Genomic DNA, 25,545 nt, shown 5'->3' with positions numbered 1-25,545 from the left:
AATTCTGCATGATTAGGGTCGGGGCCCATGATCTGGAAACGAATCGCCGGATGGTCACTCGTCCTGGCGCCGGTCGCGCAGCTCGGCGGCTGGACCTTCATGAGGTTCGGCGGCAACGAAGGAGTCGAGCCGTGGACGACGATCGCGCACTCGGTATGGCTCGCCGGCTTCGTGATGCTGGCCTTCGTCTGCGTCGAGCTGTACAGCCGCGTCCGAAGCCGCGGCGCCGCGCAGCTCCTCGCCAGGGCGAGTCTCGCGGTGGCGCTGATCAGCGTCGCCGCCTCGATCGCCGAGATGATCGTCGACCTGTACGTCGGCTTCGCCACCGACGATCACGCGCAGTGGGAGGTCATGGACCAGCAGATCCGTAGTATCCCGGCAGCCGAGGCCATCCTGTACGGCTTCGGCACCCAGCTGGTCTACCTGGGCCTCCTGGTCCTGATCATTCAGCTGGCCGTCCTGAAGCGGATCAGCTCGACCACCCTGGCACTCATCCTGGCCACCCTGGCGCTGTTCGTCACCTACGAAGCCCTGGACGGGGCCGGCCGCCAGGTCCTCATGCCGTTCGCGGTGCTGTGCATGTGGCTGGCCCTGGCACCCTTGGGGTGGAGGTTGCTGAAGCAGGCGCGGGGGCCGCTCGACCCGTCCCGTCAGGCGTCACGGACTGCGGTGTCGTGAGCGCGGGTGGCGACGCCCGAGGGCTCAGCGCGGCATGGACCGGGCGTACCGCGCCGAAAGCTCCGCCCATCGCCCGGCGGTGCCGCCGCCGGGCAGCCTGGTGGCAGGGCCGCTCACCTGCACGTCCCGCCAGCCGTCGCCGTCCACCCGCTCCGATCGGACCAGTTCCGCGCCGCCGCGCTGGACGAGCACCAGCGCCGTGGCGATGAATCCCTCCATGAGCGCGTGCAGGACGGGGTGGTTCGAACGCTCGTAGCGTTCGACCAGTGCGCTCACGAAGGCGGCGAAGGCCTCCAGGTCGATCTGGCACTCGTCGCTCCGCATCGGCCCGAGCCCGGTCGGCAGGCCCGTCTCCGGTGCCAGGGCGTGAGCGGATCGCATGAACAGCGCGGAGACCCCGTTCGAAGGGTTCCAGAGGACTTGATCGCCGACCTGGTAATACTGGCTCACCGCACCTCCAAGGCATGTGGACGCGGCCATACTGATGGGGCGGCGGCTCCGGCCGCAACAGGCGGCTCGCTGCCTGACAGGGCTTGGCCTCGCAGAAACGGGCACGTGATGACGAGCGTTGACGAGGTCTTCCCCGACCCGGTGGGTGTCCTCTGGCTCAAGGGCGTCGCCGCCGATGAGGTGCTGCGCGGCCTGGGCGCCGATCCGGCCGTCGGCTGGAGCCGGGCACAGTGGGACGACGACGAGGGGCGGCTCGGGCGTGCGGCGTTGTTCGCCGTCGAGAGTGACGGGGCGGTTCTGATCGAGCCGAGGTCGTGTGTCGGCAGCGACACGGCGCTGCTCCGGCGGCTGACCGCGTCCGGTGGAGAGGCGCTGGCCCTGAGCTGGACCGTCAACCTGCATGTCTCGGTGACCTTCGCCGCGCACGGCGGCATCCTGGCCACCTTCGACCCGATGGAGCTGTTCGCCGCGACCGGCGACGACCCGGACGCCGTAGCCGGCTGGCTGGACTCCTTACCCGTGACGGCCGCCGAATGGCACCACAACGGCAAGGCAGCCGCCTTCGCCCTGGGCGAGCGCCTGACCGGCATCCACATCGACCGCGCCTGGCTGGCCCGTCCCCACCGGCTCGTGATCCCGTCCGCCGCAGCGGAGCGCCCCGTGCTGTTCCTCGACAAGCAGATGCGCGAACTGGCCGCGGCCGACCCCCGCATCGCCGCGCTCGCCGCCGACCCTGGCCCGGACAAGCTGCCGGAGATCATCCGCATGGCCGTGGACCTGGCCCTGCGCACCACCGACCTCAACGGCGAACTCGTGGACGAGGTCCTCGAACTGCTCGCCACAGGGGAACGAGGAGACCGCGGCGCGGTGGCGGGCGAACGGCTCAGAAGCCTGCACGAGACCCTGCGGCAGGAGGCCCAAGCCACGTACGAGCGCTCCGGAGCGACCGGCTACGCCGTGCCCGGCCACGACACGGAGATCGGCCGGCTCATGCTGCGGCAGGAAGCGGTCGAAGCCCTGCGGCACGCACTCGACCCCGACCTGGAGAGAGCCGCCTCCAACGCCCTGGACCGGGCGAGGGCAACCCACTTGAGCCAGGAGAACGGCGACCACCTTCGCCACCGCACCCTCACCGCGATCCAGTACTACATCGCCCACGGCGAGAACTGGCTGTAGCCCACGACAGGAGATGGCCAGACCATTTCCGGCGAGTAGGGCGCGAACCCGCGAAACGCCCTGTCACCCTGTGGCCCGTGATCTCCATGGAGCACGTCGAGCGGCTGCGCGTAGACGGCGTGCTGTTCCGGGGCTATCTGGACGCCGGACGGCGCCTGGTGCGGCTCGCGCTGCCCAGCGTGCTGGTGCACGTGCCGCTCGCCACGCTGTCCCTGCTGGCCCTGATGTTGACGGCCGGCGGTTCTGCGGTGCTGGTCAACCAGCGGTTCCAGCTCATCGGGACGTCCGATGCCCCGCTGCTGACCTGGACGGTCGTGCTGGCGGCGGTCGCGCTCGCCGGGGACGTCGTGGTGTTCCCCGCGACAGTGGTCATCGCCGCGGGCCACCTGGTCGACCGGCACGTTCCGCCCATCGAGGCGCTGAGGGCGACGGTGCGGCGGCTGCCGTCCCTGCTCGTGCTGTTAGCGGTGGCCGCGCCGGCGTTCGGGGCGAGCTGGGCCGCGAGGGCCGGCATGCTGATGGCGACCGATCGGCGGTGGCAGGCCGATGCTCTGCTGGTGGTGGTCTCGTACGCGGCGATGCCGGTTCTGCTGGCCGTACCCGGCGTTCTGCTGCACGGCTGTTCGGGGCTGGGCTCGATCCGCCGCGCCTACCAACTGACCAAGCTGCGTTTCCTGCCGACCGCGTGGACGCTGGCCCTGGAAGTCGTCCTCCTTCCGGGCGCGGCGGCGTGGGCTCTCCATTCAGGGCTGCTTCTGCTCCCCGGGCCGGTCGCGACGCTCGGATGGGGGCTGGCCGGAACCGTGCTGGTGCTGGCGGTGACGCCGTTCCAGGCCGCCGTGGTGGCGCGCCAGTTCCTCCACTGCATGGCCTGGCGCACCCAGGTGGACGACTCGGACCTGGCACACGGCCTGCCCGACGGCCCGCCGCCACGCCCGCTCACGCCACGCTTCCTACCTGCGGCGCTGCTGCCCGGGCTGCTGTTCAGCGGGGCTGTGCTGATCAACCCGTTCGGCTGGCCGGAGATCGCCGAGACGAACGTGACGGAATCCTGGCCCGCCTCCGCCCACGCTCGCACACCGGAGGTGCGCCCGTTCGACCTGCAAGCCGTGCACACCGGACGCGGCGAGCGCCTGATCGTGGTGATGGACGGCTACCAGGACCATTCCAGCCTGCTGGAATGCGCCGACCCCTCATGCCGGAGCACGAGCTTCGATTGGGCCGAGCCGCAGAACCGCGGCTCCCGGTGGGAGGCCGCCACGTCCGGCGCACGACTCCCCGACGGGCGGCTCCTGCTGACCAGCTGGACCTTCAACAGGCTCGAACTGCTCACCTGCGAGGGGACCAGGTGCGTACGGAGCAGCGGAACCGTCGCGACGACCCGCTCGCGGCCGGAAACGGTGGGGGTGACGCCGGCCGTCCGGCAGGGCGGCGGCCTCGTCCTGGCCTACGCCGACGAAGATCCGGCGAGCGGTGACAGACCGACGCACGACCTTCTCTCCTTCATCTTCTGCGCGGACCCGAGCTGCGCACACCCGGAGCGCCGGCAGGTCGCCCGGCTGGAGACGACCGTGTACTCGGCCACCGACCACAACCTGGCCGCCGCCGTCGGCCCTGGAGACCGCCCGGTCGCCGCCCGGTACGACCCGCTCAGCGGTCAGATCCACGTGATCTCCTGCCTGGACGCCACCTGCCACCGGCCGATCGTGACCAGTCCCGTGCCTCCCGCCGCTGCGGACCCCTACGACCTGCCTTGGACGTTCGGCCTGGCCATGGCCGTACGCCCCGACGGCCGCCCGGTCATCGCCTACCGGGATCCGGGCGACCACGCGAACAAGCTGCTCGACTGCCGCACCGCCGACTGCGCCCAGGCCGACGTGCGCACGCTGGGCGCCGGGAACGAGTACCACGCGGCCCCGGCGCTGGTCCTGGATCGGGCAGGGCGGCCGCTGGTGGCGTTCGAGAGCCGCGAGCACCAGCGGCTCATGCTCGCCACCTGCACCGGCGACCGTTGTGAGAGCATCGCGGTGGCCAGGAACAGGGGCGGCTTCGGGGAGAGACTCGCCATGACCCTGAACGCCGGGGGCGACCCGACGATCGCCTGGATCGACCACCAGCTCGCGCCACCCGGCCTCAGCTGGAACCTGCACGTCACCACCCCGCTCAACCTCACGCGTGACCCGCCGTGAAGCTGCACCGCCCGGCATGATCCGCCGCTGCCGTCCGGAACATGGCCGGCGCTCCACCGGACGGCCCCGCCACCGTTCACATCTTCCTGGGACGACTTCTTGAGCGTCATGGGCCGGCAGCGGTGTCACGGATGACGGCGACGGCGATCTCGCCGCCGGCGGCATGAGCCGCGACCACTGGAGCTACGACGCTGTCGACGATGACCGTGGCCTGACTGGCCGACCCGGACGTGTAGCTCACGCCGTCCACCACCGCTTCCTCCGCGACAAGCACCGGCACTCCGGTGTCATGCCTGCGCCCGGGGATGTGGATGAGCTGCACCCGTTCCCCTCGCCGCAGGTCATGGGGCGCCTGGCCCGGCTTGAGCGCCAGCCCCAGCCTGACGGCACACCATCGGAATGTCGTGAACGGGCCAAGCGCCGGCAGGTACGACGCCAGCGGCTGCATGGCGAGCTCGCACCGGCGGCACTGACCGCCGCAGGAGCACCCCCGAAACGCCTAGGAAGATCTTTTAGCCTTCTCCTGACCGGCTGCTGAACGACCCACCACACTGAGTGTCGTGACATCCGATCTCGCCAACGCGCGGGACCGCCTGGTCCCCCTCCACCGGCTCCACCAGGTGGCAACCCTGCTCAACATGCCGCACCTGGGCGAGACCGCCACCCAAGCCGACACCCCCCAGATCAACCAGCATGCGGCGCTCTATGCCGACATCGCCGACTGGGCCCGCCTGTCGGCGCACGCGGCGCGGCAACTTCGCGATCCGGACCAGGGCGAGAACGCCGGCCCATTCGTCTACCTCATCGAATACACAGACCAGCACACCAAGGGCTGGCGTAAGGCTCCCGGCGAGCACACCGACGGATGCACCCTGGCCGAGAGAGCCGAGACGGTCGCGCAGACCGTACTCACGCGCTACCTCACCCACCTGGCCGACCACCGTGACGACTACGAGCTGTGGCTGGTGGATTCGCTGACCCTGCGTGCGAACGTGTGGCACATGGTCACCGCCGACGCGCACCCACGTGGCCGCCGCTCCAGCTGGCCCTCCTCGGCGTGCACCTTCCAGGAGGCGCAGATCTTCCCGCACGCCATCGAGATCCGCACACCCGCCCAGATACAACGATTCATGGATCATCACATCTCCCCATGACGGAGAGCCGAGGAACATGCCCAGCGGCGCGGGCCGGCGTGACCAGATGAATCAGCCGGATGGAGCGGTCAGGGTTTGGAGTTCGCCCCGGTACAACATCTGGTTGGCGAACATCACGTTCGTGGTGCCGTTCAGCGTCAGCACCGCCCGCAGCACCGTGTGATCGTCCGCACTGACCCGTTCGTGCGTGATCTCCGTAGAGTGCTTCCCGTACGTCCCGCCGTCGCGCATGTTCCCCGCCGGGGTGAGCCGGGTGGTCAGGGTGCGTTCGACGTCGGCGGTGGCGGAGGGTGACGGGAGCACGCAGATGACGTTGACCGGCTGGTCGTTCAGGCCGGACGGGCGGCGCAGGCCCACGCCGTACAGCGTGATCGTGGTGGCGGGGGACGGGGCCATGATGGTGGCCGCGGCGACGTCGCCGAGGCAGGTGGCCATGGCCGCGTGCGGCGGGTTGTCGGCGAGGGTGGAGTCGCCGCCGAGGACGGCCGCGAGGGGGTCGGGGGCGGAGGCGGTCGCTACCTGGGTGTCGGTGATGACGACCTGGTTGAGCTGGTTGGTCACGCCGGGGACGATCAGGCGCGACAGGTCGATCTCGTTGCCGGGGGCGAAGGAGAGGCCTTCGTGGCCGGCGAGGTCGCGGGGCTTGGCGCCGAGGGCGGTCAGCTTGGTCCGTACGTCGTCCGCCTGGATGTCGCCGTCGTAGCGGAAGGCCTGGTGCGGAGGGACGCCGATCGAGATCGCCCGGATGGCGGTCGCCGGGGTCAGGCCCGTGGCCTTCGGCAGGGCGTCCGCGGCGGTGGCCAGGCTGCCGAGGCCGGAGACGGCCGCGGGTAACCAGCGGCGGGCCTCGGCGGAGCCGGGTTCGACGCCGAGGTCGCGCCACCAGGACGGTTCGCCGTATTCGAAGTACGCGGCGGCGGGTCCCTCGGCCGAGACGGTGGCCATCGCGTCCCGCAGCCCGCCTTCGCCGGGCTTCTGCGCGCACCCCGTCAGGACCAGCAGCGCCGTCAGCGCCACGCCTACTTTTCGCATGGGCGTGAGCGTAGGGGGTGGGACTTGCAACTCGCTGGTGAACGGGGTCCCGGATCCCTGTCTCCAGAGAGCGCTTTCTCTTATTCTTGGCCAATGGAATTAGCGGAGATCCGCACCTACCCCATCAAGTCCATCAAGGGCATCTCCCGGTCATCCGCCCGAATGCTCCCCTGGGGTCTGGAAGGGGATCGCCGCTGGGCGGTGGTGGACCCGCTGGGAGAGTTGATCTGGGTGGGCGAACACCCTCAACTCCTCTCGGTTTCGGCTGAAGAGACGCCCGAGGGCGACCTGCTGTTGTCAGCGAGGGGTCTGGGCGAGCTGAAGGTCTCTCCGGCCACCGGCGAGACGATCGCCGTCGGTTTCGCCAACTTCGAACGGGGCGTCCTCGCCGGCGCCGACGCTCATGAATGGTTCACCCGGCTGCTCGGTAAGCCGGCCCGTCTCGTCTGGCAGGACGAGCCGCGACGATACAGCGTCAACGGGGAACCCGGCGGGGGCCCGGAAGAGTTCGCCTGGGCCGGCGCGCTGCACCTGGTCTCCCGGAGTTCGCTGGCGCGCCTCGACGACTGGATCGCCGAAGGCGCCATGCAACGCCAGGAGCCTGCCCCGGATCCCCTCGACGTCGCCCGCTTCCGTCCCAACGCGATCATCGACGGCGCGGAGCCGTTCGCGGAGGACGCCTGGACGTCGGTGCGCATCGGCGAGATCGACTTCCGGGTCTCGGAGTTGTGCGACCGCTGCGCCGCCACCACCTGGCATCCGGCCACGCAGGACGGCGGCAAGGAACCCCTGAGGACCCTGGCCAGACATCGCCGCTGGGACGGGGCGTCCTGGTTCGGCATCCGGCTGGTGCCCAGGAACCTCGGCGAGTTGAAAGTCGGTGACGAGGTCCGGCCGGGCTGACCCTCCGTTACGGGGTGGTGCCGAAGAAGTTCGCGATGGTCTCGGCCGGTCGCCGTGGCTGGTCCTCTTGCGGGAAGTGCCCGGCGCCGGCGAGCGTGACGTGCGGCTCCCCCTTGGCTCCCGGGATGCGCTCGGCCATGCGTTCGCCGTGCAGGAGGACGACGGTCTCCCCCGGCGGCCGCCCGGCGGGACGTTCGTCGAGGTAGTGCACGAGCCCGGGCGGGGGGAAGGGTGGCGCGCCGAGGCTGAGTACGTCCCCGAAAATCAGTTGCCCCGCGGTGGCGCGCTCGGGGAACGTGGTGTCCATGAGGCTCTGACGCACAGCACCCGCCCCCCTTCGAGACGCCACGGCGCCCGTTCGCGCCGTGCTGCCCCCGTACCCCTTTCAGCGAAGAGAGCGTCCTTGTCTCAGCAACAGGCCACGGTCACCGTGTTCGCCTCCCCCACGAGCTGGATCGAGTCCGATGCCGTCGCGCAGTGCCACCAGGTGGCCGCCCTCGACGGCATGATGCACGTCGCCGCCATGCCGGACCTGCACCCCGGCAAGGGCGCCCCCATCGGCGCCGCCATGACCTCGACCGTCCTGTACCCGTTCCTGGTGGGCTCCGACATCGGCTGCGGCATCGCCGTGTTCCCGGTGAGGCTCAAGCGCGCCGTGCCGGAGAAGCTCGCCAGCCGGTTCCCCGACCTCGATCGGGCGCTGGACCCCGAGCGGGACGCCGGCGATCCCGCCTGGGACGTGGTGAAGGACGAGATCCCCGCGGGTCACGTCGAGGGGCTCGGGACGGTCGGCCGGGGCAACCACTTCGTCGAGCTGGCCCGGATCGGGACCGTCTTCGAGCCCGGCCACGCGAGCCGGCTCGGGCTCGACGCGGGTGACCTGGTGCTCGTCGTCCACAGCGGTTCCCGCGGGCTGGGCGAGCGGATCCTGCGGGAGCACACCGAGGTCCACGGCGCGGGCCCCGCCGCCGATCCCGCGGCCTACCTGGCGCGGCACGACGACGCCGTACGCTGGGGGTCGCTCAACCGGCGGCTGCTGGCCGCCCGGGTCGCGCACGCGCTGGGGTTCGAGCCCGCCGAGCCGATCGTCGACCAGTGCCACAACCTGGTGGAGGTCCGCGACGGCGCCTACCTGCACCGCAAGGGGGCGGCGCCGGGTGACGGCCGCGACGTGCTCATCGCCGGTACGCGCGGCACCCCGTCCTACCTCGTGGCCGGGCACGCGGGGCCGGAGGCCGGCCATTCCGTGGCGCACGGCGCGGGGCGCAAGATGTCGCGCGCGGACGCGCTGCGCCGGGGGAAGGCCAAGCACACGGTCGAGGAGCTGCGCCGTACGCCGGTGGGGTCGCTGGTGGTGTGCGGCGACCGGCAGTTGTTGTTCGAGGAGGCGCCGACGGCGTACAAGCGGATCGAGCAGGTGATCGCCGACCTGGCCGACCACGGCCTGGCGACGCCGGTGGCGACCACGATCCCGCTGGTCACCTACAAGACGGCCGACCTCGGGTCCGCGCCTCGCGGGCGGCGCAGGCGGGGGCAGGCGTGAGCGTCCATCTGCTGCTGTCGGCCGGGCGCGGGCCGCAGGAGTGCGCCTGGGCGCTGGCCGAGCTGCTGCGCCGCCTGGAACGCGAGGCCGGCCGGCGGAAGCTGGAGACGCATCGGGTCGAGACCGTTCCCGGCGACCGGCCCGGCACGTTCCGGTCGGTTCTCGTGCGGATCGCGGGTGACGGCGCCGAGACGTTCGCCGCCTCGTGGACGGGGACGCTGTGCTGGCAGGCGCCCAGCCCGTACCGGGCCGGGATCGGGCGCAAGAACTGGTACGTCATCGCCCAGCAGTGCCAGGTCGGCACCCCGCGTACGACGTTCGCGGAGGCGGACGTCGACGTCGTCGCCTGCCGCACCGGCGGCCCGGGCGGGCAGCACAGGAACAAGGCCAGCACGGCCGTGCGGGCCACCCACCGGCCCACGGGGATCGTCGTCGTGGTCGACACCGAGCGCCAGTTCAGCCTCAACCGCCGCCTCGCCATGCGGCTGCTGCGGGAGCGCATCGAGCGGGGCGACGAGGTGGCGGAGCGGGCCGCCGGCACCGCCCGCTGGCGGATCCACGACGAGCTCGTACGCGGCAACCCGACCAGGGTCGAACGCCGATCATGAGCTCCCGGCGGCGATCGGCGAGGCCGGGCGCCGCCGGGACGGGGTCATCGCGTCAGACGCGCTTCCACAGGGCGGCCACGTTCGGGGGCTCCCAGCCGGCGAGCGCCGTGTGCGGCTGGATGCATTCGTAGGTCTGCCCGTTGTACGTCACCCTGTCCCCCGCGCGGTAGGCCGTGCCCGCGCTCCAGGTGCCACCGGGCTGGGTGACGGTCGGGGTCGGCGTGGGCGTCGGGGTCGGGGTGGGCGTCGGAGTGGGGGTGGGCGTCGGGGTCGGGTTGCCGCCGCCGCCGAAGTCCACGTCGGAGCAGGTGTAGAACGCCTCGTTGCTGCCGACCACGCGTTGCCAGATCGAGTACAGGATGTGGCGGCCGGAGCGCTGCGGCAGGTTGATGGTCCAGTTGGTGAACGTCGTCGGGTTCTGGTTGTTGAACGTCCTGATGTGGACCAGGTCGGACCACTTGAGGGGCATGGTCGGGTTCCAGCCCTCGCGGGTGATGTAGAACTCGAAGTTGCTGTTGGCGTGCGGGGCGGAGGCGTGGTAGGTGAGCGTGAAGTTGCCGGGGCTCACCCTGGTCGCGGGCCAGTCGGCGCGCTGCAGGTCGAGGCCGCGGTACTTCTCCCGGCCGGCGCTGCAGAGCTTGCCGTCGGGGATGAGCTCGCGGTGCCGTCCGCCGGCCTCCAGGAGGGAGACCTCGTTCCAGTCGTAGTAGGCCTGCGTGCCGCCGGCGGCTACGGCGGCCTTGCACGCGGCGGACTTCGGCGTCTCGGGGCCCTCGTTCTTGCAGACGTAGACCCGGCTGGGCGGGTTGGACATGGTGCCGTGGGCGTTGGCCGCGGACGCCGGCAGCAGGGCCAGCAGTCCGGAGGCCGCCACCGTGGCGGCGATGGTGCTCTTGCGCATCTCGTACTCCCGGGGGTGAGAGGAGTTCGTACGGGCCGCGAATTAAAAAGGAAACTTTCCTAAGATTTAGCCGTTCCGGACGGCTTCCGCAAGCGGTTCGGGACAGAAGCCGCCCGCGATCGTCAGCAGGAGAGGTTGCCGCCGGGGCTCACGCCGAGGATCTGGGTGAACCTCTGATAGGCGTTCACCCGGCTCTGGACCTGGGCGGGGTTCGCGCCGCCGCATTCCTTGCTGCCATTGATGCTGCGGATCGTCTCGCCGAACCCGCGGCTGTTGACCATGGCGTTGTGCGCGGTCATGGTGCCGGGGCCGTTCTGGGTCATCCAGTACCAGAGTGCGGTCTTCCACGCGACGGCGGATTCGCGCTCCACCCGCCACGGGTCGGCCAGCAGGTTGATGCCGAGGGCGTCGCCCGCCGCCTTGTAGTTGAAGTTCCAGCTCAGCTGGATCGGCCCGCGGCCGTAGTAGGCGGCCTGCCCGGCGGGGCAGCCGTAGGGCTGGCCGGCGTCGCAGTAGTGCGGGTAGTTGGCGGTGTTCTGCTCGACGATGTGGACCAGGCCGCCCGTCTCGTGGTTGACGTTGGCCAGGAAGGCGGCGGCCTCCTGCTTCCTGATCGTGTCGCTGCCGGTCTTGGCGAACGCGGGATAGGCGGACATGGCGGCGGTCAGGCCGCTGTAGCTGTAGAACGTGTTGCGGCTCGGGAACATCTGGTTGAACTGGGCCTCGCTCACCACGAACCCGCCCGGGGCGGGCGGATCGGTCGGGGTCGTCCCGCCGCAGGTGTACGGGTCCCAGTACCAGTGGGAGATCACCGGGTCGTACCCGGGGTTCTCGTGGACGGCGATGTAGTAGTTGCCGTCGGTGTACCGGACGATACTGCCCACCGCGTACCACTGCCCGGCCGCCCAGTTCGGGTGGTTGCAGGACGGGGCGGGCGTCCAGCCTCCGCAGGTGCCCTGATCGGCCCAGACGCCGGCGTTGCCGGGGGTCTCGTTCTGCGTCCACCACTTGGCCGACCAGTTATGGCCGTTGTAAGAGACGACGGCGCCGCCCTGGTAGGCGGCGGAGGCGTTCCATGCTGTCGCGCAGGCTGCCGCCGAGGCCGACGACATGGGGAGGATGACTGAGATCGTGCCCGCGGCGAGCAGCGCGGCGACCAGCGACGTCAGGCTTCGTCGCACCCGACACTCCCTTCCTCAGGAATTTCTCTTAGGAAAGTTTCTTAAGAGTTGAGGTGATCGTGGCATGTTCGGCCCGGCGCCACAAGGCTCATTGTCAAACTGCCAGTCAGCCGGGAGGCGTTCTGTCGTCCGCTGTTGCTATAGATGGCTGCCACCACCTGATCTTCACGGAAGCGGGATCGTTCGATGGCATCAGTGACGTTTCGCGATGAGAGCGCGACCGGCCGGGCGCTGGCGGAGTTCTCCCTGCCCGATCTGCCCGAGCGGATCTCGGCCAGGGAGCTCGTACGGCTGCGCGTACGCGAGGAGGTGGCCAGGCACAACGCCGCCCCCCGCCCGCACTTCCACGGCCTGGTCAGGCCGACCGACGCCGAGGCCGAGCTGAACGGCTACCGCATGCGCACCGCGCGCAGGCTGGACTGGGAGAAGCAGGCCGACGCCGCCGAGGCCGCGTTCGCCCGCAACGGCTTCCTGCTGCTGGTCGGCGACCGGCAGATCGAGGACCTGGACACCGAGATCGACCTGATCGCCGATCCCGTCATCTCGTTCGTCAAGCTCGTCCCGCTGGTCGGAGGCTGAGATGAGCGTTCTGGACGGCGTGCTCTCCCCCTACCGACCCGTCCATCACCCGCCGGCTACGGACCCGGGTTCAGGTGGCCGGAGGAAGACCTTAAGACTTCGGTAAGCGGGCGCTGCGAGGCTACAAGCACCTCGAGAAACCAAGCAGAAGGAACACCATCATGAGGACGATCGCCGCCAGCCTGTTCATCTCCCTCGACGGCGTCATCGACGAGCCCGGGGAGTGGCACTTCCCCTACTTCAACGACGAGATGGGCGCGGCCGTGGACAGCCAGATGGCCGACACCCTGCTCCTGGGCCGCAAGACCTACGACAGCTTCGCCGGAGCATGGCCGGGCATCGAGGCGGAGGGCGGCGAGGACGCCGGCTACGCCAAGACGCTGGGCGACGCGCGGAAGATCGTGGTCTCGCGCCAGCCCCTGGAGTTCACCTGGCGCAACTCCGAGCTGCTGCAGGGCGACCTGGTCGAGGCCGTGACCGCGCTGAAGAACGAGCCCGGCGGACGGATCGCGATGAGCGGGTCGGTCTCGGTGGTCCGCCAGCTCCTGGCGGCGGGGCTGCTGGACGAGCTGCACCTGCTGGTGCACCCGATCGCGGTGCGCAAGGGCGAGCGCCTGTTCGACGAGGGCGACACCACCGTCCCGCTGGAGCTGGTCAAGTCCGAGACGTTCTCGACGGGCGTGCTGTACCTGGTCTACCGGCCCGCCAAGACCGCCTCCTAGACTCGCTCAGTTGCCCACGCCGAGGTCGGCCATGAACACGGACGGGTACCGGTCGCCGCGCGCCGCCCCCCGCGGCACCGCCTTCTCGATCTCGGCGAGCTCGTCCGCGGTGAGGACCAGGTCCGCCGCGGGCAGCGCCTCGGCCAGCCGCTCGCGGGTGCGGGCGCCGGCCAGTGGCACGATGTCCGTGCCCTGCGCGGCCACCCAGGCGATGGCGAGCTGGGCGACGGTGCAGCCCTTCGCCTCGGCGATGCTGCGCAGCGCGTCCACGAGGGCGAGGTTGTGCTCCAGGTTGCCGCCCGAGAACCGCGGGCTGTGGCCGCGCATGTCGCCGGGGCCGGCGGTGTGGCCGGCGGCCCAGTGGCCGGACAGGAGGCCGCGGCCGAGGACGCCGTAGGCGGTCAGGCCGATGCCGAGCTCCCGGAGGGTGGGCAGGACGTCCGTCTCCACCGCCCGCGAGAGCAGCGAGTACTCGATCTGCAGGTCGGCGATGGGGTGCACGGCGTGCGCCCGGCGGATCGTCTCCGCGTCGACCTCCGAGAGCCCGATGTGCCGTACGTACCCGGCGTCGATCAGCTCCTTGATCGCGCCCACCGTCTCCTCGATCGGCACCGCCCGGTCCAGGCGGGCGGGACGGTAGATGTCGACGTGGTCGGTGCCCAGCCGGGTCAGCGAGTAGGCCAGGAAGTTCTTCACCGCCTCGGGACGGCCGTCCTGGCCGCCCAGCACCGAGCCCGGCCCCCTGAGCTGACCGAACTTGACGCTGAGCTGGTAGCCGTCCCGATCCCGGCTGCGCAGCGCCTCGGCGAGCAGCAGCTCGTTGTGGCCCATGCCGTAGAAGTCGCCGGTGTCGATCAGCGTGACGCCGGCCTCCAGCGCGGCGTGCACGGTGGCGATGCTCTCCGAGCGGTCGGACGCGCCGTACCCGCCGGACATGCCCATCGCGCCCAGGCCCAGCGCGGAGACGGCCGGCCCGGTGCGGCCCAGGGTTCGGGTCTGCATGACGTTCTCCCTCGATGTCGTCGGTGTGGTCCTCACTCTGGGCCGCGCGCCGGGCGGGCGGAAGCGGAGCGTTCATCATGGGAGAGCCGCTCCCTGGCTGGGCTCGCCGGACGCACGGCAGGATGGAGGCATGGAACGTGAGCAGCTCGCCGACTTCCTGCGCCGCCGCCGCGAAGCGATCCGTCCCGCCGAGGTGGGCCTGGCCGGCAACCCTCGCCGCCGCACCAGCGGCCTGCGCCGGGAGGAGGTGGCGATGCTCGCCGGCATGTCGGTGGACTACGTCGTACGCCTGGAGCAGGGGCGCAGCAGCCAGCCGTCCACGCAGCTGCTCGGCGCGCTGGCACGGGCGCTGCGCCTGTCGGACGACGAGCGTGATCACCTGTTCCACCTGGCCGGACACCAGCCCCCGCCCGCCGACGGGGTGGCGCGGCTGGCTCGCGCCGGCCTGATGCGCATGCTCGACCTGCTCGGCGACACGCCTGCCCTGGTGCTGTCCGACCTGGGCGAGGTCCTGGCCCAGAACCGGGCCGCCCTGCTGATGGCGGGCGATCTGACCCGCTTCTCCGGCGACCGGCGCTACCTGGTGTACCGGTGGTTCACCGAGGACGCCGCCCGCGCCGTCCACCTGCCGGAGGACCGGGAGCACCAGGCCCGCCAGATGGTGGCCGACCTGCGCGCGGTGGCCGGGCGCCGGGCCGGTGACCCGACGGTCGCCAGGCTCATCGAGCGGTTGCAGGCCGAGAGCGCCGACTTCCGCCGGCTCTGGGCGGAGCACGAGGTGGCGGTCCGGCGCGCCAGCCGCAAGACGCTGCTGAACGCGCGGGTGGGCCCCCTGGTGATGGACTGCGAGACCCTGATCACGCCCGACCAGAGGCAGCAGCTGCTGGTGTTCACCCCGGGTGACGACGAGACCCGCGAGCGGCTGGACCTGCTGCGGGTGCTCGGCCTCGAAGAGTTCCCCACGGGGGTCGCACGGCCCGGCCAGGACTGAGCCTGCCACCTGCCGCCTGCCGCCTGCCGCCTGCTGCCTGCCGCGAGGTGCCGGGTTGCCGGGCCCGGCCGAAAGTACTGCCCGGAGCCCTGCTTTGTGCCGATGTGGGGGGCTCCGCCTGCTTGCAGGATGACGTCCCATGTCATCTGAAGTGCGGCAACCCCGCTCCCGGATCGCGGCGCTCGACGTGATCCGCGGGTTCGCCCTGTGCGGAATCCTGCTGGCCAACGTTCAGCCGATCGCCTACACCGGTGCGGCGGTGGCGGCTCCGGAGAGCCCGGGATACACCTGGTTCGGCCTGCTCGTCGAGCAACGCTTCTTCCCGATCTTCTCGCTGCTGTTCGGCGTCGGGTTCTCGCTGCTGCTGCGCTCGGCCGGGGAGCGGACCGCCCGGCCGCGGCTGCTGCTCCTGCGCAGGCTGACGACGCTGCTCGCGATGGGGGCGGCCCACCATCTGCTGCTGTGGCAGGGCGACATCCTGGCCATCTACGCCGTCGTCGGGCTGGTCGTGCTGCTGCCCTCGACCTGGCTGCCGCGCTGGGCGGTGGCGGGGCTGGCGGCCGTGTTCCTCGTCGGCGCGCTCGCGCTGGCCCCCGGGTCTGTCGCGCTGGTTCCCGGGCTGTTCCTGCTGGGCTCGGCACTGACCCGGTACGGGGTGATCGACCGCATCGAGCGCTCCACCCGCGTTCCGGCCGTGCTCGGGCTCCTGCTCGCCGCACTGGCGGTGCCCGTGGCCAGGCTGCAGGTCGAGCAGGTGCAGTTCGGCCTCACCCTGGCGCTGGCCGGGCTGCTGACCGCGGGCGCTTACGTCTGCGGGATGCTCGTGCTGCTCAGGACGCCGTTGCGGCGGGCGCTGGAGATCGTCTTCGCGCCGCTGGGCCGGATGGCGCTGACCAACTACCTGAGCGCCACCGTACTCGTGCTGACGGCCGCGCCGATGGTGGGCGGGGTGCCGCACGAGTGGCCCGCCAGCACCGTGCTGATCATCGCGGGCGGCATCCTGGCCGTCCAGTGGGCGTGGTCCACGCTCTGGCTCGGCCGTTTTCGGCAGGGGCCGGTCGAGTGGTTGTGGCGCTGGGTCACCTAGTTGCGCCGGCCTGCGGTACGAAAGGGACATGACATACGAGATTCGTCCCATCGGGGTCGTCCGATCGGCTCTGGTGGATCCGGAGAGCGCGCCGAAGCAGGGCCTGGAGGGCGCTCCTGACGCCTGGCTGGAGTTCGACCCCGCCGTGGCGGACGGGATCCGTGACCTGGTGCCCGGCGACGTGGTGTTCGTGCTGACGTGGCTGCATCTCGCCGACCGGTCCGTGGTGGCGGTGCATCCGCGTGACGACCCGCGCAACCCGCTGACCGGCGTCTTCAGCACGCGATCAGCCGACCGGCCCAACCCCGTCGGGCTGCACCGGGTCGAGGTGCTCGCGGTCGACGGGCTGCGGGTGCGGGTGGCCGAGCTGGAGGCCGTCGACGGGACCCCGGTCGTGGACGTGAAGCCGGTCCTGGACGCGACCCGCTGAACCAGCGGGGCGCCCGGGTCACCGCTGGAGCGCGGGAACGGGCCCCGAGCAGGGGAAGGCCCGCCGGTACTCGGTGGGGGCCACGCCGAGGTGCGTGGCGAAGTGGTGGCGCAGGTTGTTCGCGCTGCCGAGACCGCTGCGCTCGCTGACCTGGTCGATGGGCAGCTCGGTGGTCTCCAGGAGTTGTTGCGCGCGGGCCAGGCGCTGGTGGAGCAGCCACTTCATGGGGCTCGTGCCCGTGGCCGCCCGCAGGTTGCGGTGGAAGCTGCGCACGCTCATCCCGGCGCGGGCGGCCAGGTCCTCGACGGTGAGCGGCCGGTCGAGGTGCTCCAGGGCCCAGTGCAGGACGGGGGCGATGCCGTCGTCGGTCACGTCGAGGGCGCGTTCCACGTACTGGGCCTGGCCGCCGGGCCGGTGGGCGGGCACGACGAGGCGGCGGGCGAGCTGGTTGGCCACCCGGGCGCCGAGGTCGCGGCGGACGATGTGCAGGCACAGGTCGAGCCCGCCGCTGAGCCCGGCGCTGGTGAGCACGTCGCCGTCGTCCACGTACAGGACCGACTCGTCCACCTGGACCCGCGGGTAGCGCTCGGCCAGCTCGCGGGTGTGCTCCCAGTGGGCGGTGGCGGGGCGGCCGTCGAGCAGGCCGGCGGCGGCGAGCGCGAACACGCCGTTGCAGAGGGAGACCAGGCGCGCCCCGCGGGCGGCGGCCCCGCGCAGCGCGGCGAGCAGGTCCGCGGGCAGCTCGCGGCCGCCGTTCATGTACGACTCCGGCACGACGGGGACGATCACCGTGTCGGCCTTCTCCAGCTCGTCCAGCCCGTACGGCGCGTTCAGCGTGAACCCCGGCGCCGTCGAGGGCGCCCCCGGCCGCGACCCGACGAGGCGCAGGTCGTACCACGGGTCGGCGAGGTCCGTGTGCGCCACGCCGAAGACCGCCGTGGCGATGCCCAGCTCGTACATGTCCCACATCGAGATGGCGTCGTCGATCACGACCAGCGCCACGGTACCCGCACCCATGCGACCCACCCTATGGCAGTAATTTGGTGAATGTCGGCACTCCTGCCAGTGTCGGCCGGCTGCTCGCGCTGCCATCGTGGTGGACCGTCACCATCGAAACGGACAGAAAGTGACAGACATGGCAGGAACACCGGTCACGGTCATCGGCATGGGGTTGATGGGCCGGGCGCTGGCGGGCGCCTTCGTGCGCGCCGGCCACCCCACGACCATCTGGAACCGCACCCCGGGCAGGGCACAGGCGCTGGTCGAGGCCGGGGCGAGCGAGGCCCCAACGGTCGGGCCCGCCGTCGCCGCCTCTCCCCTGGTGGTCGTCTGCGTGCGCGACTACGACGCCGTCCGCGAGCTGCTCGCCCCGGCCGAGACGGCTCTGGCGGGCCGCGTCCTGGTCAACCTCACCTCGGGCGCGTCCGACGAGGCCCGGGCGATGGCGGAGTGGGCGGCGGAGCGCGGGGCCGGCTACCTGGACGGGGCGATCATGATGACGCCCCCGGGCATCGGCGCGCCCGAGACGGTCGTCCTGTACGGCGGATCCCCGTCGCTGTACGAGACGCACCGGCCGGCCCTCGCCGTGCTGGGCGGCGGCACCACGCTCATCAGCTCCGACGTCGGCCTGCCCGCGCTGTACGACGTCGCGCTGCTGGGGATCATGTGGTCCACGTTCAACGGCTTCATGCACGGCGCGGCGCTGCTGGGCACGGAGAAGATCCCCGCCACCGAGTTCCTGCCGATGGCCACCGGCTGGCTCAAGGGCGTGGCGACGTTCCTGACGGCGTACGCGCAGCAGATCGACGACGGCTCCTTCACCGCCGAGGACGCCACACTGGAGACCCAGGTGCCGCCCGTGCGGCACCTCATCCACGAGAGCCGGATCCGGGGCATCGACGCGACCCTGGCCGAGTACACCGAAGCCCTGCTCACCGAGGCGATCGGCCGCGGCCACGCGCTCGACAGCTACGCCCGCGTCATCGACCACTTCCGGCCATGAACGCCGACCTCGTCCTGGAGGCGGCGGACGAGACGGTCGCCGCGCTCGCCGGGGCCGCCGACCGGGACTGGACGCGCCGCGCGGCGGGGCTGGAGTGGATCTGCCGGGCCACGCTCGACCACGTCGCGCTGGGCGTCGTTGGCTACGCCGGGCTGCTCATCGCCCGGCTTCGCCGCCATGGGGATGGTCGAGCTGCTGGTCCACGGCCTCGACATCGGCCGCGCGCTGGACCTCGGCTGGCGTCCGCCGGAGCACCTGTGCGCTCCCGCCGTGCGGCGCCTCTTCCCGGAGGCTCCGGACGGCGCGGACGCGACCGAGGTCCTGCTGTGGTGCACCGGCCGCGCCGAGCTGCCGGGGCTCGGCCGCAGGGACCGCTGGCAGTGGGACGGCGCCGTCCGCCCGAGCACCTCCGTGATCTGACCCCGATCGCGGGTAGGCGCGTGCACCAGGAGGACAAGGGAGGTCCGGATGCGCCGGTTGGTCGCGATCGTCAACTCGTCGGCGGGCAGTGCCGGCGACGAGGTCGTGTCCCGGGTCCTGGCGGAGCTGGGCGAGCACGCCGACACGGTCGCGGCCCGCATCGGCGATCCGGCCGAGCTGCCGCAGGCGCTGGCCGCCCATCCCGGACGGGACCCCGTCGTCCTGGGCGGCGACGGCACGCTGCACTGCGTCGTCGAGGCCCTGGCCGAGCGGGGCGAGCTGGGGCGGCGCACGGTCGGGCTGGTGCCGCTGGGCACCGGCAACGACCTGGCGCGCACCCTGGGCGTGCCGATGGACCCGGTCGAGGCGGCCAGAGTCGCGGCCCTGGGCGAGCCCCGCCCGCTGGACCTGCTGCGGGACGACGGTGGCGGCGTCGTGGTCAACGCCGTGCACCTGGGGGTGGGGGTCGAGGCGGCGCGGGCGGCCAAGCCGCTCAAGCCGGTGCTGCGCCGGTTCGCGTACGCGGCGGGCAGCGTGATCGCGGGGGCGCGGATGACGGGGCTGCCGCTGAAGGTGGAGGTGGACGGCCGGGTCGTCGCCGACGGGCGGCGCAGGGTGCTGATGGTCGGGATCGGCAACGGCAGGTCCATCGGCGGCGGCACCCCCATCGCCCCCGACGCGCGGCCGTCCGACGGGCTCGCCGACGTGGTCGTCTCGTTCGCGACGAGCCCCCTGCGCCGGCTGCTGTACGGGGTGCTGCTGCGGCTCGGACGGCACACGAGCAGACAGGACGTGGTCACCGTGCGCGGCGCGCGGATCAGGATCTCCGGCCCGCCCGTGCCCGTGAACGCCGACGGCGAGCTCACCGGCCCCGTGACCGGGCGCACGTGGACGGTTGAGGAGGGCGCGTGGCGGCTCAGCGCCGTACGTGCCGGAACGCGTCCCTGAGCTCGGAGACCAGCAGGTCCGGCTGCACCATGCGGCCGAGGCTGACGGCACCCGCGCGGCGCCCCCCTGACACAATGCCCGGCATGCACAAATCTGACCTCCATCACTACCTCAGGGCCGCCCGCGAGTCCCTGGTGTGGAAGCTCGACGGCCTGTCCGAGTACGACATCCGCCGTCCGCTGACCCCGACGGGCACGAACCTCCTCGGCCTGGTCAAGCACCTGGCCAGCGTCGAGCTCGGCTACTTCGGCGACTGCTTCGGCCGCCCGCACGGCGAGTCGCTGCCCTGGTTCGAGGACGGTGCCGAGGTCAACGCGGACATGTGGGCGACGCCGGACGAGTCCCGCGAGCAGATCGTCTCCCTCTACCGCCGTGCCTGGGCCCACGCGGACGCCACCATCGAGGAGCTGCCGCTGGACGCGCCCGGGCACGTCGCCTGGTGGCCGGCCGAGCGCAACCCCACCTCCCTGCACCGCGTCCTCGTCCACATGCTCGCCGAGACCCAGCGCCACGCCGGCCACGCCGACATCGTGCGCGAGCTGATCGACGGGGCCGTCGGCCGCCACCAGAGCGACGACCTGCCCAGCGACGACCAGTCGTGGTGGCACGACTACCGCGAACGCCTGGAGCGGGCCGCCCGGCAGGCCGGCTGACCCCCGCGAGGTCCTAGAGCATGTGCCCGATCGGCCCCGGCATCTCGGGAACGGGCCGCCGGATCAGCTCGTCCACCTCCGCGCGGGTCAGCAGGCGCGCCTCCAGCAGGGTCGTGAAGCAGTCGTGCCAGTCCCTGCGTGCCTCGGCGTGCCGCCCCAGGGCGTGCAGGGTCTGGCCGGACCACCAGGCGGTCACGGCGTAGCCGATGCGGTAGCCGGCCTCGCGCAGGAGCGCCAGCGCCACCTGGAAGGTGTCGGCCGCCTCGGCGAGCCGTCCGGCGTGCATGTAGGCGCGGGCCAGGGTCGCGCGGGACGAGCCCTCGGCGTACAGGCTGCCGCTCCACGTGGCGACGGCCACCCTCGCCTGCGCGATGGCCTCCTCGAAGCTGCCCTGCCGGTAGAGCAGGTGCGCGCGGTTGTTGAGCACGGCGCCCACCGCGTAGCGCTCGTCCCGCTCCTCGGCCAGGCTCAGCGCCCGTGACAGGTTGACGTGGGCGAGGTCGAGCCGGCCCAGCAAGGTGTAGATGATGCCGAGGTTGTTGAAGGATCCCGTTCGCCGGTGCGGCAGGCCGGCCTTGCCCCAGCACGCCACCGCCTGTTCCAGGTGGGCGATCGCCTGCTCGTAACGCCCCTGGTCGCGGTAGACCCAGCCCAGGTAGTTCTGCGCCTGCGCCTGCCCGGCCCAGTCGCCGTGCCGGGCGGCCAGCTCGATCGCCTTCAGGTGCGCGTCGGCCAGGTGCGTGACCCAGCCGCGGTAGTTGAACGGCATGTGCAGGCCCAGCGCCAGCCCGATGGCGGTGTCCGGGTCGGCGGACCCGGCGGCCTGGCGGCTCACGGCGAGCAGGTTGTCGCGCTCGGCCCCGGTCCACTCCCTGGCCTCGCGCGCGCCTGCGAGCGCGACGCCGGGCTGCTCCGCGCCGTAGCAGGGCTCCTGGACCTGCGGGTGCACGAGCCGCGTGGCGGTGTTGACCGTGGCCAGGTAGTGGTGGAGGCCGCGGCGGAGGGCGGCCGCGCGTTCCCGGTCGGACAGCTCGCGGGCGGCCTGCTCCCTGGCGTACAGGCGGATGAGGTCGTGGAAGCGGTACCGGCCGCGGCCCACGGGCTCCAGGAGCCGGGCGACGCGGAGCCGTTCGAGAGCCGCCTCCGCCCGGGACTCGGGCCAGCCGGCCAGGGCGGCGGTGGCGGCCGGGGTGTGGGTGGGGGCGTCGAGCAGGCCGAGGAGCGGGAGGGCGCGCGCGGCGTCGTGGCCGCTCGGCTCCTCGCGCAGGTGCTGGTGGCCGACCGCGATGCCGGCCCGTACGGCCAGGTCGTCGTACTGCAGGGTGTCCAGGCGGCCGGTGGCGTCGGCCAGGCGGGCGGCCAGGTCGGACAGGTGCCAGTCGGGCCGGGCCCGCAGCCGGGCGCCGGCGATCCGGATGGCCAGGGGGAAGCCGCCGCACAGCACGGTGATCTGCGCGGCGGCCTCCGGCTCGTGCTGCACGCGGTCGGGACCGGCGATCCTGGCGAGCAGCGTGACGGCGTCGCGGTCGCCGAGCCCGGCCAGCTGCAGGTGGCGGGCCTGGTCGAGGGTGGTCAGCGCGTGGCGGCTGGTGATCACGGTCCGGCAGCCCGCTCCGGCCGGGATGAGCGGGCGCACCTGGTCGGCGTCGAGCGCGTTGTCGAGGATGACGAGCAGGTGGCTCGACGCGGTGAGCGACCGGTAGCGCGCGATCGCCTCCTCCGGATCGGCCGGTACGGCGGAGCCGTCCAGCCCCAGCGACCGCAGCAGGTGCCCCAGGGCGTCGGGCACGGGCAGCGGCCGCAGCCCGGGGGTGGCACCGTTCAGGTTGACGTAGACGACGCCGTCGCGGAACCGCCCGGCCAGCGCGTGCGCGACGTGCACGGCGAGGGCCGACTTGCCCACGCCGCCCGGCCCGTCGACCACGGCCACGCCCTCGTGCCGCAGCGCCTCCCTCAGCCACTCCACCTCCTCGTGCCTGGCGGTGAACGACCGGGTGTCGGCGGGCAGCTCGGCGGGCACGATCGGGCCGGCCTGCGCCGGCGCGGCCGGCTCCAGCGAGGGGTCCCTGGTGAGGATGGCGTGCTGGAGCCGGCGCAGCCGCACGCCCGGCTCCAGGCCCAGCTCCTCCACCATGGCGGCGCGCCCCTCCTGGTAGACGGCGAGCGCGTCGGACGGCCTGGCCGCCCGGTAGAGCGCCAGCATGAGCTGGGCGCGCGGCGCCTCCCGCAGGGGATGGGCCTGGACGTGCGGCGCGAGATCGGTCACCACCCCGTGGTGGTCGCCCGACGCCAGGCGCAGCTCGATGTGGTCCTCGAAGACGGCCAGGCGCTCCTCCTCCAGGCGCCTGGACTCGATCTGCGCCCACGGCTCGGCCAGCTCGCCCAGCGCCCGCCCGCGCCACAGGGCCAGCGCCCGCCGGAACAGCTCGTCGGCCGTGCCCGGCTCGCGCCTGTCGCGCGCCATCCGCGCCTGGCCGGCCAGCAGCGTGAAGCTGTGCGCGTCCACCTGCTCGCGGGGCAGGTCCAGCAGGTAGCCGCCGGGCACGGTGGTGATGAGCCCTGGGGTGAGCGTGTCACGCAGCTTCGACACCACGATGTGCAGCTGCTTGCCGGCCGTGGCCGTCGAGGTCTGCCCCCAGACGTCGGCGACGAGCTGGCGGGTGCTGACGGGGCGGCCGGCGTCCAGCGCCAGGCGCGTCAGTACGGCGACGCGGCGGCGGCCGGCCAGCCGGACCGGTTGCCCGTCGAGCTTGATCTGCCAGGGGCCGAGGAGCCCGATTTCCACTGTCATCAGGGAAGAGAGCCTAGGAAGGCGAGGTATGTCGGCGGTATGTTCTCCGCCCGGTATGCGCCGGGTATATCGGGCGGCGTCCACGGCCGGATCCTGTTGACAGCCCATCCGGGGGCTGGCGGAATGGGCGTCCTGTCTCTGGAGGGAAACCCGTGCGTCCAGCTCGTACCGCGGCCGCCGTCGTGCTCGCGGCCGCCTTCTTAGCCATCCCGCAGCCCGCGCAGGCGGCGGTGTTCAAGCATCCCGGCGTGCTGGTCAGCCGTGCCCAGCTCGACTTCGTCCGGGCCAACCTGGACCAGGAGCCGTGGCGGGCCGCCTGGCGGAAGCTGCAGCGCCACTCTTTCGCCTCGCTGTCCTACACGCCCGCACCCCGTTCCGTCGTGAACTGCGGCCCCGGGTCGAATCCCGACAACGGCTGCTCCGACGAGCGCGAGGACGCCATGGCGGCCTACACGCACGCCCTGCAGTGGTACCTGACCAAGGACGCCCGGTACGCGAAGAAGGCGATCCAGATCATGGACGCCTGGTCGGCCGTGATCACGAGCCACACCGGGGCGAACGCGCCGCTGCAGACCGGCTGGGCGGGGGCGAACTTCTCGCGCGCCGCCGAGCTGATCAAGCACACCTACTCCGGCTGGCCCCAGGCCGCCAGGTTCGCCGGCAAGCTGCGCACCGTGTACCTGCCGACGCTGATCGCCGGCCGGCCGGACAACAACGGCAACTGGGAGCTGATCATGACGGACGCGGCGATCGGCATCGCCGTGCACCTGGACGATCGGGCCTCGTTCGACAAGGCGGTCGCGACCTGGCGGGGGAGGCTGCCCGCCTACATCTACCTGAAGACGGACGGCTCGCTGCCCAAGGCGCCTCCGCGCAGCAAGTACGACACCAAGGCCGAGATCATCGACTACTGGCACGGCCAGACCACGTTCGTGGACGGGCTCACCCAGGAGACCTGCCGCGACTTCTGGCACACCGGCTGGGGCCTGGCGGCCGTCGCCCACGTCGCGGAGACTGCCGGCCACCAGGGCGTGGACCTGTACTCCACGGCCAAGCACCGGCTGCGGCACGCGATGGACCTGCACGCCCGCATCCAGCAGGGCGGGACCGTCCCGTCGTGGTTGTGCGGCGGGAAGGTCACCCGCGACCTCGGCGACCACTTCGAGGTCGGCTACAACGCCCTGCACGGCCGCCTCGGCTACGACCTGCCGGACGCCGGCCAGTGGGTCGAGGCGAAGCGCCCCACAGGGGTGTCGCACTTCCTGGGCTGGGAGACCCTCACCCACGCGCTGAACCCGCAGCGTGCCGGGATGGGCATGTCGGCCACGCCCGACTTCGACGCCGACGGCGTGGGCGACCTCTTCTCCACCGCCACCGGCACCCTGACCATCTGGAACGGCCAGGGTGGCAACACGTTCGCCCCGCCCGCCACGGTCGCGGGCCAGTGGATCGGCTTCTCCCGGCCCGTCGCCGGCGACTTCAACGGCGACGGCCTCAGCGACCTGCTCGCCGTCAACAAGGACACCGACCGGCTGCACGTCTGGAACGGCACGGGCGGCAACGCGTTCGGGCCGTCCATCGAGCTCGGCCCCGGCTGGGGGCCGTACGCCGACTCGCTGGTGTCGCTGGGCGACGTCAACGAGGACGGCCGTACCGACCTGGGGGCCGTGCACGCCACCACCAATGTCTTCACTGTCTGGAACGGCAAGGGCGGCAACGGCTTCGCCCCCGCCGACCCGATCGGCGGCGGCTGGGCGGCCTTCACCCGGCCGGTGGCGGGCGACTTCAACGGTGACGGCATCGGCGACCTGCTCGCGGTCAAGAAGGACACCGCGACGCTGCACGTCTGGAACGGCAAGGGGGCGAACGGCTTCACCGGCGCGATCGAGGTCGGGCCCGGCTGGGAGCCGTACGCGGGCTCGCTGATGTCGCCCGGGGACGTCAACGGCGACGGGAAGGGCGACCTGGCCGCCGTCAACGCCGAGACCGGCACGCTCTACGTCTGGAACGGCAGGGGCGGCAACAAGTTCGCCCCGCCCGTCACCGTCGGCACCGGGTGGAAGTCCGCCTTCTGAACCGTGAGAAAGACCCCCGAGACCATCAGA

Annotated in this window: 26 protein-coding genes; 17 read left to right on the top strand and 9 right to left on the bottom strand. The window is 72.0% G+C overall.

The window, feature by feature from the left end; all coding sequences use genetic code 11:
• The first annotated feature begins 27 nt into the window (after nucleotides 1–27).
• A complete protein-coding gene (locus tag HD593_RS03015) occupies nucleotides 28–678 on the top strand; it encodes a hypothetical protein (protein ID WP_185100606.1) in 651 nt (216 codons plus the stop codon).
• 24 nt (nucleotides 679–702) lie between these two features.
• On the opposite strand, the gene HD593_RS03010 is transcribed toward HD593_RS03015, so the two are convergent.
• The gene (locus HD593_RS03010) at nucleotides 703–1,128 is read right to left on the bottom strand and encodes a DUF6086 family protein (protein ID WP_185100605.1); all 426 of its coding nucleotides are present in this window, start codon (nucleotides 1,126–1,128) and stop codon (nucleotides 703–705) included.
• On the opposite strand from HD593_RS03010, the gene HD593_RS03005 reads away from it, so the two are divergent.
• The gene (locus tag HD593_RS03005; protein WP_379478768.1) at nucleotides 1,045–2,304 is read left to right on the top strand and encodes a DUF6461 domain-containing protein; all 1,260 of its coding nucleotides are present in this window, start codon (nucleotides 1,045–1,047) and stop codon (nucleotides 2,302–2,304) included. The genes HD593_RS03010 and HD593_RS03005 overlap by 84 nt on opposite strands.
• A gap of 77 nt (nucleotides 2,305–2,381) precedes the next feature.
• Nucleotides 2,382–4,493 carry a hypothetical protein gene (locus HD593_RS03000; RefSeq protein ID WP_185100603.1) on the top strand — a complete coding sequence of 704 codons (2,112 nt, stop codon included), beginning with the start codon at nucleotides 2,382–2,384 and terminating at the stop codon, nucleotides 4,491–4,493.
• 106 nt (nucleotides 4,494–4,599) lie between these two features.
• Here HD593_RS03000 and HD593_RS02995 read toward each other — a convergent pair whose 3' ends face one another.
• Nucleotides 4,600–4,941, bottom strand: coding sequence for a hypothetical protein (locus HD593_RS02995; protein ID WP_185100602.1), 342 nt, complete (start codon nucleotides 4,939–4,941; stop codon nucleotides 4,600–4,602).
• Nucleotides 4,942–5,053: 112 nt separating this feature from the next.
• Between HD593_RS02995 and HD593_RS02990 the strand changes: the two genes are divergently transcribed.
• Complete coding sequence (locus HD593_RS02990) at nucleotides 5,054–5,647, top strand: hypothetical protein (RefSeq protein WP_185100601.1); 594 nt, start codon at nucleotides 5,054–5,056, stop codon at nucleotides 5,645–5,647.
• A 51-nt stretch (nucleotides 5,648–5,698) separates the two neighbouring features.
• On the opposite strand, the gene HD593_RS02985 is transcribed toward HD593_RS02990, so the two are convergent.
• Nucleotides 5,699–6,679, bottom strand: a complete 981-nt coding sequence (locus HD593_RS02985) for a hypothetical protein (RefSeq protein ID WP_185100600.1) — start codon at nucleotides 6,677–6,679, stop codon at nucleotides 5,699–5,701.
• A 93-nt stretch (nucleotides 6,680–6,772) separates the two neighbouring features.
• Here HD593_RS02985 and HD593_RS02980 point away from each other — a divergent pair, with 93 nt between their 5' ends.
• Nucleotides 6,773–7,582 carry an MOSC domain-containing protein gene (locus HD593_RS02980; protein WP_185100599.1) on the top strand — a complete coding sequence of 270 codons (810 nt, stop codon included), beginning with the start codon at nucleotides 6,773–6,775 and terminating at the stop codon, nucleotides 7,580–7,582.
• Nucleotides 7,583–7,589: 7 nt separating this feature from the next.
• Here the strand turns inward: HD593_RS02980 and HD593_RS02975 are convergent, their stop codons facing one another.
• Nucleotides 7,590–7,904 (bottom strand): hypothetical protein, encoded by a 315-nt coding sequence (locus HD593_RS02975; RefSeq protein WP_185100598.1) that lies wholly within the window; start codon nucleotides 7,902–7,904, stop codon nucleotides 7,590–7,592.
• Nucleotides 7,905–7,985: 81 nt separating this feature from the next.
• Here HD593_RS02975 and HD593_RS02970 point away from each other — a divergent pair, with 81 nt between their 5' ends.
• On the top strand, nucleotides 7,986–9,125 hold the full coding sequence (locus HD593_RS02970) for an RNA ligase RtcB family protein (protein WP_185100597.1): 1,140 nt from the start codon (nucleotides 7,986–7,988) through the stop codon (nucleotides 9,123–9,125).
• Nucleotides 9,122–9,733, top strand: coding sequence for a peptide chain release factor H (gene prfH / locus HD593_RS02965; RefSeq protein ID WP_185100596.1), 612 nt, complete (start codon nucleotides 9,122–9,124; stop codon nucleotides 9,731–9,733). The genes HD593_RS02970 and prfH overlap by 4 nt, the downstream gene beginning before the upstream one ends.
• A gap of 52 nt (nucleotides 9,734–9,785) precedes the next feature.
• Here prfH and HD593_RS02960 read toward each other — a convergent pair whose 3' ends face one another.
• A complete protein-coding gene (locus HD593_RS02960) occupies nucleotides 9,786–10,634 on the bottom strand; it encodes a lytic polysaccharide monooxygenase (RefSeq protein WP_185100595.1) in 849 nt (282 codons plus the stop codon).
• Between the two features lie 122 nt (nucleotides 10,635–10,756).
• Complete coding sequence (locus HD593_RS02955; RefSeq protein WP_312903322.1) at nucleotides 10,757–11,815, bottom strand: glycoside hydrolase family 19 protein; 1,059 nt, start codon at nucleotides 11,813–11,815, stop codon at nucleotides 10,757–10,759.
• A gap of 186 nt (nucleotides 11,816–12,001) precedes the next feature.
• Here HD593_RS02955 and HD593_RS02950 point away from each other — a divergent pair, with 186 nt between their 5' ends.
• Together HD593_RS02950 and HD593_RS02945 are read left to right on the top strand one after the other, a co-directional pair.
• Nucleotides 12,002–12,394, top strand: coding sequence for a hypothetical protein (locus HD593_RS02950; RefSeq protein WP_185100594.1), 393 nt, complete (start codon nucleotides 12,002–12,004; stop codon nucleotides 12,392–12,394).
• Between the two features lie 161 nt (nucleotides 12,395–12,555).
• A complete protein-coding gene (locus HD593_RS02945) occupies nucleotides 12,556–13,116 on the top strand; it encodes a dihydrofolate reductase family protein (protein ID WP_185100593.1) in 561 nt (186 codons plus the stop codon).
• Nucleotides 13,117–13,122: 6 nt separating this feature from the next.
• Here the strand turns inward: HD593_RS02945 and HD593_RS02940 are convergent, their stop codons facing one another.
• On the bottom strand, nucleotides 13,123–14,118 hold the full coding sequence (locus tag HD593_RS02940) for an aldo/keto reductase (RefSeq protein WP_185100592.1): 996 nt from the start codon (nucleotides 14,116–14,118) through the stop codon (nucleotides 13,123–13,125).
• 130 nt (nucleotides 14,119–14,248) lie between these two features.
• Here HD593_RS02940 and HD593_RS02935 point away from each other — a divergent pair, with 130 nt between their 5' ends.
• The 3 genes from HD593_RS02935 (at nucleotide 14,249) to tsaA (ending at nucleotide 16,626) form a co-directional block, all read left to right on the top strand.
• Nucleotides 14,249–15,109 (top strand): helix-turn-helix transcriptional regulator, encoded by an 861-nt coding sequence (locus HD593_RS02935; RefSeq protein ID WP_185100591.1) that lies wholly within the window; start codon nucleotides 14,249–14,251, stop codon nucleotides 15,107–15,109.
• A 139-nt stretch (nucleotides 15,110–15,248) separates the two neighbouring features.
• The gene (locus HD593_RS02930) at nucleotides 15,249–16,196 is read left to right on the top strand and encodes a DUF418 domain-containing protein (protein WP_185100590.1); all 948 of its coding nucleotides are present in this window, start codon (nucleotides 15,249–15,251) and stop codon (nucleotides 16,194–16,196) included.
• A 28-nt stretch (nucleotides 16,197–16,224) separates the two neighbouring features.
• Nucleotides 16,225–16,626, top strand: a complete 402-nt coding sequence (tsaA, locus tag HD593_RS02925) for a tRNA (N6-threonylcarbamoyladenosine(37)-N6)-methyltransferase TrmO (RefSeq protein ID WP_185100589.1) — start codon at nucleotides 16,225–16,227, stop codon at nucleotides 16,624–16,626.
• A gap of 18 nt (nucleotides 16,627–16,644) precedes the next feature.
• On the opposite strand, the gene HD593_RS02920 is transcribed toward tsaA, so the two are convergent.
• A complete protein-coding gene (locus tag HD593_RS02920) occupies nucleotides 16,645–17,643 on the bottom strand; it encodes a GlxA family transcriptional regulator (protein ID WP_185100588.1) in 999 nt (332 codons plus the stop codon).
• A gap of 118 nt (nucleotides 17,644–17,761) precedes the next feature.
• Between HD593_RS02920 and HD593_RS02915 the strand changes: the two genes are divergently transcribed.
• From HD593_RS02915 to HD593_RS02900, 4 genes are all read left to right on the top strand, one after another.
• Complete coding sequence (locus HD593_RS02915; RefSeq protein WP_185100587.1) at nucleotides 17,762–18,628, top strand: NAD(P)-dependent oxidoreductase; 867 nt, start codon at nucleotides 17,762–17,764, stop codon at nucleotides 18,626–18,628.
• A gap of 177 nt (nucleotides 18,629–18,805) precedes the next feature.
• Nucleotides 18,806–19,048, top strand: a complete 243-nt coding sequence (locus tag HD593_RS60130; protein ID WP_221524587.1) for a hypothetical protein — start codon at nucleotides 18,806–18,808, stop codon at nucleotides 19,046–19,048.
• A gap of 48 nt (nucleotides 19,049–19,096) precedes the next feature.
• On the top strand, nucleotides 19,097–19,996 hold the full coding sequence (locus HD593_RS02905; RefSeq protein ID WP_185100586.1) for a diacylglycerol/lipid kinase family protein: 900 nt from the start codon (nucleotides 19,097–19,099) through the stop codon (nucleotides 19,994–19,996).
• Nucleotides 19,997–20,079: 83 nt separating this feature from the next.
• Nucleotides 20,080–20,649 (top strand): DinB family protein, encoded by a 570-nt coding sequence (locus HD593_RS02900; RefSeq protein WP_246546211.1) that lies wholly within the window; start codon nucleotides 20,080–20,082, stop codon nucleotides 20,647–20,649.
• 13 nt (nucleotides 20,650–20,662) lie between these two features.
• Here the strand turns inward: HD593_RS02900 and HD593_RS02895 are convergent, their stop codons facing one another.
• On the bottom strand, nucleotides 20,663–23,440 hold the full coding sequence (locus tag HD593_RS02895; protein WP_185100584.1) for an AfsR/SARP family transcriptional regulator: 2,778 nt from the start codon (nucleotides 23,438–23,440) through the stop codon (nucleotides 20,663–20,665).
• 152 nt (nucleotides 23,441–23,592) lie between these two features.
• Between HD593_RS02895 and HD593_RS02890 the strand changes: the two genes are divergently transcribed.
• Entirely contained in the window at nucleotides 23,593–25,515 is a 1,923-nt protein-coding gene (locus HD593_RS02890) for an FG-GAP-like repeat-containing protein (RefSeq protein WP_185100583.1), read from the top strand.
• The last annotated feature ends 30 nt before the right edge of the window (nucleotides 25,516–25,545 follow it).

Source organism: Nonomuraea rubra, from assembly GCF_014207985.1.
GTDB lineage: Bacteria > Actinomycetota > Actinomycetes > Streptosporangiales > Streptosporangiaceae > Nonomuraea > Nonomuraea rubra.
Note: the sequence above shows the minus strand (reverse complement) of the source record. Positions and strands in the feature narration are given on the sequence as shown.